The organism is Deltaproteobacteria bacterium (genome assembly GCA_016874755.1).
In the GTDB taxonomy this organism is placed as follows: Bacteria; Desulfobacterota; Binatia; order UBA9968; family UBA9968; genus DP-20.
In genome coordinates this window covers 100,393-110,796 of the sequence record VGTH01000016.1, presented here as the reverse complement: position 1 = coordinate 110,796, position 10,404 = coordinate 100,393, and the positions used below count along the sequence as shown (strand labels likewise).

Genomic DNA, 10,404 nt, shown 5'->3' with positions numbered 1-10,404 from the left:
CGGCCGAGCTCTTACCGATCACCGGCGCGCACATGGGGTTTCACCCGCGCATTGGTTCCAAGATGCTGATCGACGCCACCAAGGGCCCGGCGCTGACCGAGGAGCTGCGTAATTATTTCGAACCGGTGAAACCGCAGGGGTTGGTGAATGTGAAGCTGGAAGACTTTCTCGGGTAGGAATGTTCCGGGTTTCGAGTCTTGGGTTTCGGGTTAAAACTCGAAACCCGAAACGGGTGCGCGAACGCGCGACTATGAAAGTCCTGATTCACGCTGTTAGCAAGCACTTCGAAACCTCGCATGGCGCAACCCGGGCGCTTGGCGGGATCAGTTTCGATGTGAATGACCGTGAGTTTTTCGGCGTCATCGGCCCGACCGGTTGCGGCAAGACGACGTTGTTGCAAATCATCGCGGGGCTAGAGACGCCGACCCTTGGCTCGGTGCGCTTTGACGGCGAGCAGCGCACCAAATCCATGGTCGCCATGGTGTTTCAGGAGTCGGCGTTGATGCCCTGGCGCACTGTGGAAGAGAACGTGCCGCTGGGCGATGAATTTCGCCTGGAGCAGCCGTCGGTTTTGAAGCGGGTCAGCAAAGCTTTTCTCGATCTCGTCAAGCTCGGCGATTTTGCTAACTCGCGGCCCTACGAATTATCTGGCGGCATGAAGCAGAAGGTGGCCATCGCTCGCGCGCTCGCCAACGATCCCGAAGTCATTCTGATGGACGAGCCGTTCGCTAATCTCGATGCCCAGACGCGCTTATTGATGCGCGAAGAGCTCTTGCGCATTTGGGAGCAGGAAAGGAAAACCGTCATTCTCGTTACCCACAATCTTGACGAAGCGGTGATGCTCTGTGACCGCATCGCGGTGCTTAGCGCGGCGCCCGCCATGGTCAAAAAGATCATCACAGTCGATATCCCGCGGCCGCGCACCATGCAAAGCACGCGCACGCCCGAATTCGGCCGCTGCGTCGATGAAATCTGGAATCTGTTGCGTCACGACGTGGACCAGGCACAGCGCGATAGTCATTCGTAGCGATCGCTTTGTTTTGAAGTTTGTCAAACCCTGAGGGGTTGCGGTTCCAGCCGCTCAAGCCGTTCCAAACGTTCAAGCCAGCGGAACTGATGGCTTAACGCAGCGCCGGCACGACTTGGTTTGCTAACAGGTTAATGGCTTCTTCGTAGTCCGGCCCGAGCTTGGCGAAGGCCACGTGGTCGTAACCAAGCTCGCCGGCGGCGCCAGTGAGCTCGATGATTTGGTCGCGCACTTCTTCGGGCGTACCGGCGGCGTAGTAACAGCGCACCATGTGATCGCTGACCAGGGTTGACGCTTGTTCGACCGTGGCGCCGGACTCAAACGCGTCTCTCAACTTCAAGACCTGCTCTCTCTGCACGCCCATGCGGGCGTACTCTTCGGGCGTAAAACCTAACGCTTCCCACTGCAATATCGAGTGCGCCACCTGGCGGCGCGGGAAATTCATGGCGTCGTCGTGCGTTTTGGCGATCGATACGTTGAGCTCGCAGATCTTGCGCAGCTTTTTGCCTGATGCCGCAGCGGCGCTTTCTGCGGTTTCGAGCATGCCTTTCTGTCGGCCAGCCTTCAGCATTGGAATGTAAGTTCCGGAGCTGATCAAGCCGTCCATCACTCGGCCGCACATGCGTAACGCCTGCGGACCATTGCCGCCGCCGTAGAATTTAAAAGTGCTTTGGGGTTCGAACGCGAGCTTGAATTTGCCTTTGGGATTGAGGCGGTAGAAATCAATTAAGAAAGGATAGTCTGCGTAGGCGAATTCTTCGCCATGCAAAGCCCGCCGCAAAAGCTGCACGGTTTCGCGCACCATGGCGATGGGCTTGAGCGGCTGGACATGCTGCGGCGATTGGCCGAGATCGCCGCGGGCGACGCCGACGCTGATCTCCTGGCCTTCGCATAGCTCGGAGAGCGCGCCAAAGGCATCCGCGATATCCAACGGATTGTGAAAGTAGGGCACCATGATCGCTGTACCGAGGCGAATGGGCACGTGCGAGGCGATCGCCGCCAGCACGACCATCTGATTGCGATAACGCACATTGTCGTTGACCCAGATTTGCGAAAATCCTTTATCGTGACCGAGTTGCGCCAAACGCACAAGATCGCGCAGGGTGTAATGGTTCGCGAGATGCATGACGAATTGGAGGCCGAGTTCGCCGTGGTATTTTGCCATACTATGACTCGAATTTTCTCGCGCAAAGGCGCAAAGACCGCAAAGAAGAATTGAACATCCGAACTTGGCGTCCTTTGCGCCGTTGCGAGAGATGATTGCGTTCGGTCTTTAGATCTCGGTCACAATCTTTAGCTTGATCTTTTTTCGCTTGGCTTGATCGACGACGTACTTGCCGACGGCCAAGTCTTCGTCGGCGATGCCGTTGGACTGAAAGAAGATTCGCTTCGGCCGCGGCTGCGGCACACCCTCGGCGATGACTTTTTCCAGCGGGACAATATCCTCCCAGCGGCCGATGCTGGTTTGGCAGGCTTCGACCAGATCGCCGCTGTCGGCTTTGGCGGCGGCGACGTCGTCGACGACGATGTAGTCCATGCGCCGTATCAAGTTCTGCGACACTTCGTGTTTGACCGTTGAGTTGGCGCCGATGGAGGCGACCAGCACGTTGTTCTTGAGGCTATTGCCGGTGGCCACCGGCGTTGACGAATCGGTCGACACCACGAGAATATCCGATACGCTCTCGACCTCGTCGATGGTGTCGACTTCCTTCCAGTCGGCTTTGACGATTTTGCTCATTTGCTTGATGAAGTCGTTGCGCCGCTTCGGCGTACGGCCCCAGACCACCACTTGCTCGATATCGCAGGTTTCGGCGATGGCCTCCACCTGAAACGTCGCCTGCCAGCCGGGACCAATGACGCCCAATACTTTGCTACTTGCCGGGGCGAGATATTTCGCGGCAACGCCGCTGGCGGCGCCGGTGCGCAAGCTGCTCAGAAATCCCATGTTGACGATCGCCGCGATGCCGCCCTTGGCACCGCCTTTGCCGCCATCGAAGAGGGTGATGATGTTGGCACCGGCAGCATAGGAGCGCAGACAGATGAGATCGGACTCGGCGCTCCAAGCAGCCATCATGTTGAGCTGTTTTTGGCTGCCCTTGAGACGGCGGCGCGGCACGTTGCGCGTCTTGCCGGCGGCACGCGCACGAAAGATTTGCTCGACCAATTTTACGGCAGCCGGCATATCGATGAGCTTGCGCGTCTGCGGTTCGCTGATGATTAGGGTCATGGGTCCATTTCCCTCTATGCGATCTATAGCCCAAGGCCGCGCCGGCGGCAAGATGAATTTGCCTTGACGAGTTCGCCTCACCGTGTAAACTCCTACAGCTTTGCTCTTGACCGTGGCAGTTTTCGGATTGACAATGCGGTCATGAAGCACTGCCCCGATTGTTCCGCTGAATATCCGGACAACATGCATTTCTGTGCCCAAGACGGTAGCCGGTTGTTGGTGGGTTCTGCCAGTGGCACTCGGCTCTGTCCACACTGTGCCAACAGCGTGCCGGTCGCGGCTGAGCAATGTCCCTATTGCAACGGGTTCTTGTCGCCGCAGGTTTCCTCGTTTCAATGGTCTAGAGAAGATGATTTGCGCGAACCAACTACTCTGACAGGAGACATCCAGCGTATGCCAAAGAGCTCAAAATGGTTATGGGTGGCCGGGGTCCTATTGTCGGCTCTCGCGGGGTTTTTCGCCGGTGGCTATTTGCAGCGCAACGACTTGCTGCAATCGATGCAAGAGCAGATGAAGGACATGCAGGCCAAAGAGCAAAAGATCAAGTTGCTCGAAGAGCAGCTTGCCAAAGTGCAGCACGATACCGCGGACAGCGGCAAGCAGATCGCCGACTTGAAAAGCCAGCTCGAAGAGAATCAAAAGGAACTGGCGGCGACGCAACAGAAGTTGGCCGGGGCGGCAAAAGAAGCCGAGCGGCTGGCGGCGGCGCGAGTGGCTGCTGCCCAGGCCGCCCGGCCGGCACCGCGTCAGCCGGATCCTCCGGCGCCCGCAAGGACGGTGGCTCGGGCGGCAGATCCGATTCCGCCGGCCGCCAAACCGGCACCGGCGCGCCGCGGCGGGGAGCCCGGAACCTATGAGACGGTGCGCGCCACAACGGTTCACGAAGAGCCGGTGAACTCCTCCAAAGTGGTCTCGCAAATCGACAAGGGCACCACCATCAATGTCGTGCGTTCTTCGGGCGAGTGGCTCGAAGTGCGCTCGAAACATGGCAATCCCCCTGGCTTTGTTCGCCGTGCCGATGTTATTCTCGTCAGCCGAGCGAACTAAGCGAAGCGCGCCGATCCAGTCATTTTTCCACCGCCGCTAGATCAATAGCGCGGTGCCGTTGCCGTGTCGACGCTCGCAAAGGAGCGCCGCATTGGACGAACGCGCCGACATAGCTGAGCACCGCACGGGCACTGCAGACAAACGTGCCGGGCCGAAAGAGAGCGCCCCGGCGCAGCGTCGTGGCGGCACGTTTTCGTCCCTGCGCCATATCAACTACCGCTATCTTTGGTTCGGCACGGTTTTCATGAGCGCCGGGCAGTGGGTGCAGCAAGTGACCCTGGGCTGGTTGCTCTACGATCTAACCGGTTCTTCGGTGCTGCTCGGCTTACTGAACGGTCTGCGCGCAGTGCCTTTCCTCGTCGTCAGCCCCATCGCCGGAGTGATCGCCGATCGCATGGACCGCCGCAAGATCCTCCTGGCGATGGAATGTCTTTTGATGCTGACGGCCGCAGGCATGGGTTTTCTGGCGGCCTCGGGCTATCTCCATGTCTGGCACGTCTTTGTCTTTACTCTGGTTTCGTCCATCGCCTGGTCGTTCGTCGACCCGGTGCGCCAGAGCGTGGTGCCGACGCTGGTGCCGAAAGAAGATTTGATGAACGCCGTGGCGCTCAATTCAGCGGCGTTCAACATGACCAAGATCATCGGTCCCTCCGCGGGCGGTTTGTTGATTGCGGCGTTCGGGCCTTCCGGCAATTTTTTCGTTCAGGGTGCTGCGTATGCGGGCGTGCTCATTTCGGTTTATCTGATGACCGTGCCGCCGACTTGTGCCGATGCGCGGCGCTCTTCGGCCTGGGCCAACCTGAAAGAAGGCTTGTCATACGTTTGGTCGAACTCCGCGGTCTTCGCTCTGATGACCAGCGCGCTGATTCCGCGCATCATCGCGATGCCCTATCAGACTCTCATGCCGGTGTTCCAAAAAGACGTGCTTCAGGTCGGTCCCGAAGGCCTCGGTGTGCTGCTCGCCGCTCCCGGGCTTGGCGCGACGATGGCTGGCTTTATCTTGGCGACGCTCTCAAGCCGGGTGCAGCGGCAAGGTGTTTTGCTGCTGGTGAGTTTGGTGGCCCTGGGGGTTTCGATGATGTTGTTTTCCTGGACGACCTCGTTTCCGCTGGCCATTGTGTTTCTGGTCGCCAATGGCGCCTTTCAGATTTTTTATATGGCGACCACCAACACCATGTTGCAAGTCATCGTGCCGGATCATTTGCGCGGCAGGGTTATGAGCATCTACATGCTCGACCGCGGCTTGATGCCGATTGGCGCGCTGACCGCGGGCGTCAGCGCTCACTGGATCGGCGCGCCGGCGACCGTGGCCCTCATGGGCTTGACCGTGGTTTTACTGGGGCTGCTAGTTGCCTGGTGCGCGCCGGTGGTGCGCCAGCTTGCGGTGTCGGCGCGGGATTGACTTCAGCTCAGAGAACTTTTTAACTCTTGACCAGGAGGGAGTTTGGATGAATCCAGTTGCCATCGTGCTGATGCTTCTCGTTGTCTCGTTCGACATCGCGCAAGCTTCTTCGCAACGCGGTCGCGGTCCCGTTGCCTATAGCTCGGTGGGCGCAGCGAGAACTCCCGGATGGGGTGCCCGGTCTTCCTATTTCCAAGGCGCGCGAATTTATATTCCGCCGGCAGTGAGTTACGCGCGTCCCGGTGGTGTGTTTGTCTATTCATCTTATCCGCACTATCGCCTGCCCAAAGCTTATTTCAGCTATGCGCCACCCTGGCGCTACCCTCATTGGCCGATTGTAGGCTACCCAAGCATTATCGTGAGCACGCCCTACGTTTATGGTTATTATAGTTATTCGGGCGGCAGTGCTTATCCGCCTCCACCGATCGCGGCACCGGTTGGCGACGGGCGTGTCCGCGGCGAAGGGCAGTGGGCGCCCTACGATCCGACGCCGCAGGACGTCGTCGACCGCATGCTCAAACTGGCCGAAGTGAAGCAGGGCGACGTGCTCTATGATCTTGGCGCCGGCGACGGCCGGATCGTCATTGCCGCAGCGAAGAAGTATGGCGTCAAAGCTGTTGGTTTTGAGATCGACGCGGGTTTGGTGAAGTTGGCGCGCGAAAACGTCCGCAAGCAGGGAGTGGAAAAGCTAGTGGAGATTCGCCAGCAGGATTTCTTGAGCGCCGATCTTTCAGGCGCCAGCGTCGTGACGCTCTACCTTTCCTACGACGGCAATCAGGCCGCCCGGGCGCAGCTCGCCAATCAACTTAGACCCGGAGCGCGGGTGGTTTCCTACACTTTCGACATGGGCGATTGGCCGGCGAAAATAACCGAGAGCTACCGTGACTCGGCCGGCGATCTGCACATGATGTATCTATGGCAAATCGCCGCGCCGGCGGTTTATGGCGAGGGTCGGGCGACTACTCATAATGTCGAAGGCGTGCGATGACTGAAACCTCCACCAAGCAAACCCACGGCTTCCAGGCCGAAGTCAAACAACTGCTCAATCTGATGATTCACTCCTTGTACAGCAACAAGGAGATTTTTTTGCGCGAACTGATTTCCAACGCGTCCGACGCCGCCGACAAGCTGCGCTTCGAGGCGCTCACCGACAAGGCGCTGATGGAAAACGACGCCGAGCTAAAAATCCGCGTGGCGTTCGATCCCAAGGCGCGCACCGTGACGGTGAGCGATAACGGCATCGGCATGTCGCGTGATGAAGTCATTGCTAATATCGGCACCATTGCCAAATCCGGCACGCGCGAGTTTTTCGATAGTCTCACCGGCGACCAGGCGAAGGATGCCAATCTCATTGGCCAGTTCGGTGTCGGCTTTTATTCGGCGTTTGTGGTGGCCGACAAGGTGACGGTGCTGACGCGCCGCGCTGGACTTTCCAAGGAGCACGGCGTGCGTTGGGAGTCCGATGGCGGCGGCGAGTACACGTTGGAAGTCGTCGACAAGGACACCCGCGGCACGGAAGTAACGCTCTACTTGCGCGCGGGCGACGACGATCTGGCCAACGGCCATCGGCTGCGCGCCATCGTGCGCAAGTATTCGGATCACATTATCGTGCCGATCGTGATGAAACAGGAGGAGTGGGACAAGGACAACTCGGTCTATCGGACTACGGGCAAGGACGAGACGGTCAATCAGGCCAGCGCGCTCTGGGCACGCAGCAAGAGCGAGATCACCGAAGAGCAATATCACGAGTTCTACAAGCATGTGGCGCACGATTTCGAAGCGCCGCTGGCGTATTCGCACAACAAGGTCGAAGGCCTCAAGGAATACACGCAGTTGCTCTATATTCCCGCGCGGGCGCCGTTCGATCTGTGGGATCGCACGCACCGCCACGGCATTAAATTGTACGTGCAGCGTGTGTTTATCATGGACGACGCCGAGCAGCTGCTGCCGGTGTATCTCAGGTTTGTCCGCGGCGTGATCGACTCGGCGGACTTGCCGCTCAATGTTTCGCGAGAAATCCTGCAGGAATCGAAGGACATCGAAGCGATACGCGCGGGCAACGTCAAGCGGGTGCTGTCGATGATCGAAGACTTGGCCGAGAACAACAAGGAGAAATTCACCACGTTCTGGAAGGAATTCGGCCGGGTTATCAAGGAAGGCGTCGGCGAAGACTACGCCAATCGCGAACGCGTCGCGAAGCTCCTGCGTTTCGCTTCCACCCACGCGGATACCGAAACCCAGGATGTGGCGCTGACGGATTACATCGGGCGCATGAAGCCGGAGCAGGAAAAGATTTACTTCGTTACTGCCGACACGTTCGCGGCCGCGAAGAACAGCCCGCATTTGGAAGTGTTTCGCAAAAAGGGCGTCGAGGTGCTGCTGATGGCCGATCGCGTCGACGAATGGGTCATGCAGCATCTCACCGAGTTCGACGGCAAGCCGTTGCAGTCGGTGGCGAAGGGACGCCTCGAACTGGGCAAGCTCGAGGACGAAGAAGAGAAAAAGGCCCAGGAAAAAGAAGAGGGCGAAGCGAAACCGCTGCTGGAGCGCATCAAGAAAGCGCTCGGCGCTGGCGTCAAGGATGTGCGCGTCACGCTGCGCCTGACCGATTCACCGGCGTGTCTAGTGGCCGACGAACACGACATGGGTGGCAACTTGCAGCGCATGCTCAAGGCAGCGGGGCAAAACGTGCCCGCCTCCAAGCCGATTCTCGAAGTCAACCCGCATCACCCGCTGGTGCAGCGCCTCAAGAATGAGGCTGACGAAACGCGCTTTACCGATCTGGCGAAAGTCCTGTTCGATCAGTCGCTGTTGGCCGAGGGCGGCCAACTCGAAGACCCAGCGGGGTTCGTGAAGCGCCTGAACCAACTGATGTTGGTGTTGGGGCAGCCTGCCGGGTAAGCGGCGCCCCTGCGCAGTTTACCCGGAGACGGTTTGTGGCGAGAAAAAGTTCAGAGCGCGCCGTAGTCGTTCACGCGGCGTTGCCGTAGAGCTTGTCGATGAATCCGGTGTCGTCGATCTTGCGCAGGTAATGCAAATCCCACGGCTCCATCGGGCCGATGTGGCGCATTTTCGGGTCCTTGCCAACATCTAAATCATAAACATTCTGAATCGCCTGGGGCAGCGGGTAGGGTTTTTTCGAAAGCAGCTTGGCCCACTCGCGCTGCAGGTGTTCGTAGTACTCGTCGTCTTGTAGGCCGTAGCGCGCCGATAGGTTGCGCTTCAAGATCGGCACGACTTCGGCTGGCTTGGTTTTGAAGAAGTGCAGCGCTTCGATGAAGCCTTTGATGAACGCGTCGACGGTTTCCGGGTTTTCTTTGATGTAGTCACTGGTCGCCAGCAGTGTGGTGTTGTGAATCACCGGGCGGTCGGGGAGGGTCAGCACGTGCAGGCCTTTTTTGATACCGTAGAGATCGAAAGGCATGTCGACCAAAGCGCCGACGGCTTTGCCTGAAGTGATTTCGTCGACGAATTCTAAAAACTTGCCTGATGTGTCGTCGATCACGTCCATGTTGATCTCTTCCGGCTTCAGGCCACAGTCCAGCAACACCGCGCGCAGGTTGCCGGAGACGCAGGGCGCCTTCGAGTGACAGACAATCTTTTTGCCCTTGAGATCGTTAACCGTTTTGATTTCCGAACGCACGACCAGGCGATCGTCCCAATTGTTTTGCGCCTGCGCGAGGTAGGTCAAGCGTTTTTCGCCTTTGGCGCGCTCGCGGTAGGTCTCGTGATGCAGGCCGCTCAGAAAATCGATCTCGCCGGCCAGCGCCAGCTTGGCGCGGTGCGCCATGGTCGGCGCCTTGGCGCCGCCGACGATGTGCAGGTCGATTTCGAAGCCGTACTTTTCCATCACCTTCGATTCTTTGAAGACGTAGAGAAACGGCAGGTGCGATGAGTCGCTCGCCAATAAATCTAATGTGCGCATTTTGTTCTCCTTGGTTTGTCGGACTCGTTTTACAAATTTCTAATTCCCGCGTTCCAATCTTGAGCCTTGATGACCTTGCCGGTGATCGTCGGCTCGTCTTTTTGCGCCAGATGCAACACTAATGGCACGACCACTTCCGGCTCTTGGCCGCCGCGGCCGTCGACGTTGACGCGGCCGCCGGGATGAATGGCGTTGGCGCTGATGCCATGGGGCTGCATCTCCTTGGCGACGGTTTTCATCAAACCTTCGACGGCGTGTTTCGACGCCACGTAGGCGCACTTGCCGGCGACACCCTCGTGGCCGGCATTGGACGATATACCCATGATCACGCCGTGTTTTTGTTTGATCATGTGCGGCAGAGCGAAATGGGTGCAGAGGTAAACGGCGCGCAGGTTGACGCCCATGAGCAAGTCCCAATCGCCGATCGGGACTTCGTGGGTCGGGCGCTGGATTAAACAACGCCAGTCTTCATAGACGCCGTCGGGGTGCACCTCCATGCGCAGGCCGGCGTTGTTAATAAGGATATCGACGCGGCCGAATTCCTGCGCGCAAAAGTCGATCAACTGCTGCGCGGCGAATTCCTGGCTCAAGTCGGCGATAAAGGTCTCCGCCGTGCCGCCCTGGCCGCGGATCGCTTGCTGAACCGCGTTGGCACCGTCAGCGCGCACGTCGGCGACGACAACTTTAGCGCCCGCTTCGGCGAGTCCCATCGCCATGGCGCGGCCCAGGCCGCTGCCGGCGCCCGTGATAATAGCGGCTTGTTCGGCGATCTTCAT

Annotated in this window: 9 protein-coding genes; 5 read left to right on the top strand and 4 right to left on the bottom strand. The window is 58.8% G+C overall.

From position 1 onward, the window contains the following. Positions 1 to 178: 178 nt before the first annotated feature. Positions 179 to 1,027: an ABC transporter ATP-binding protein gene (locus FJ145_12040; protein MBM4262146.1), complete on the top strand. Its 849-nt coding sequence runs from the start codon at positions 179 to 181 to the stop codon at positions 1,025 to 1,027. 94 nt (positions 1,028 to 1,121) lie between these two features. Here the strand turns inward: FJ145_12040 and FJ145_12035 are convergent, their stop codons facing one another. Together FJ145_12035 and FJ145_12030 are read right to left on the bottom strand one after the other, a co-directional pair. Next, positions 1,122 to 2,192: an LLM class flavin-dependent oxidoreductase gene (locus FJ145_12035; GenBank protein MBM4262145.1), complete on the bottom strand. Its 1,071-nt coding sequence runs from the start codon at positions 2,190 to 2,192 to the stop codon at positions 1,122 to 1,124. A gap of 108 nt (positions 2,193 to 2,300) precedes the next feature. Further along, positions 2,301 to 3,443, bottom strand: coding sequence for an ornithine cyclodeaminase family protein (locus tag FJ145_12030; GenBank protein ID MBM4262144.1), 1,143 nt, complete (start codon positions 3,441 to 3,443; stop codon positions 2,301 to 2,303). 204 nt (positions 3,444 to 3,647) lie between these two features. Here FJ145_12030 and FJ145_12025 point away from each other — a divergent pair, with 204 nt between their 5' ends. From FJ145_12025 to htpG, 4 genes are read left to right on the top strand one after another with little or no spacing between them, the layout of a single operon-like run. Next, positions 3,648 to 4,301, top strand: a complete 654-nt coding sequence (locus FJ145_12025; protein ID MBM4262143.1) for a hypothetical protein — start codon at positions 3,648 to 3,650, stop codon at positions 4,299 to 4,301. Positions 4,302 to 4,341: 40 nt separating this feature from the next. Continuing rightward, complete coding sequence (locus FJ145_12020; protein MBM4262142.1) at positions 4,342 to 5,703, top strand: MFS transporter; 1,362 nt, start codon at positions 4,342 to 4,344, stop codon at positions 5,701 to 5,703. A gap of 46 nt (positions 5,704 to 5,749) precedes the next feature. Then, entirely contained in the window at positions 5,750 to 6,691 is a 942-nt protein-coding gene (locus FJ145_12015) for a methyltransferase domain-containing protein (GenBank protein ID MBM4262141.1), read from the top strand. Beyond that, positions 6,688 to 8,604, top strand: coding sequence for a molecular chaperone HtpG (htpG, locus tag FJ145_12010; protein ID MBM4262140.1), 1,917 nt, complete (start codon positions 6,688 to 6,690; stop codon positions 8,602 to 8,604). Before FJ145_12015 ends, htpG begins: the two co-directional genes overlap by 4 nt. A gap of 70 nt (positions 8,605 to 8,674) precedes the next feature. Here the strand turns inward: htpG and FJ145_12005 are convergent, their stop codons facing one another. After that, positions 8,675 to 9,628 (bottom strand): ABC transporter substrate-binding protein, encoded by a 954-nt coding sequence (locus tag FJ145_12005; GenBank protein ID MBM4262139.1) that lies wholly within the window; start codon positions 9,626 to 9,628, stop codon positions 8,675 to 8,677. Positions 9,629 to 9,657: 29 nt separating this feature from the next. Continuing rightward, positions 9,658 to 10,404 carry an SDR family oxidoreductase gene (locus tag FJ145_12000; GenBank protein ID MBM4262138.1) on the bottom strand — a complete coding sequence of 249 codons (747 nt, stop codon included), beginning with the start codon at positions 10,402 to 10,404 and terminating at the stop codon, positions 9,658 to 9,660.

Excerpts from the sequence above, each read along its gene's own strand:
- FJ145_12015 (MBM4262141.1), top strand. The coding sequence starts at position 5,750 with ATGAATCCAGTTGCCATCGTGCTGATGCTTCTCGTTGTCTCGTTCGAC.
- FJ145_12005 (MBM4262139.1), bottom strand. The coding sequence starts at position 9,628 with ATGCGCACATTAGATTTATTGGCGAGCGACTCATCGCACCTGCCGTTT.
- htpG (MBM4262140.1), top strand. The coding sequence starts at position 6,688 with ATGACTGAAACCTCCACCAAGCAAACCCACGGCTTCCAGGCCGAAGTC.
- FJ145_12000 (MBM4262138.1), bottom strand. The coding sequence starts at position 10,404 with ATGAAGATCGCCGAACAAGCCGCTATTATCACGGGCGCCGGCAGCGGC.
- FJ145_12030 (MBM4262144.1), bottom strand. The coding sequence starts at position 3,443 with ATGCATGTTGTCCGGATATTCAGCGGAACAATCGGGGCAGTGCTTCAT.
- FJ145_12035 (MBM4262145.1), bottom strand. The coding sequence starts at position 2,192 with ATGGCAAAATACCACGGCGAACTCGGCCTCCAATTCGTCATGCATCTC.
- FJ145_12025 (MBM4262143.1), top strand. The coding sequence starts at position 3,648 with ATGCCAAAGAGCTCAAAATGGTTATGGGTGGCCGGGGTCCTATTGTCG.
- FJ145_12040 (MBM4262146.1), top strand. The coding sequence starts at position 179 with ATGTTCCGGGTTTCGAGTCTTGGGTTTCGGGTTAAAACTCGAAACCCG.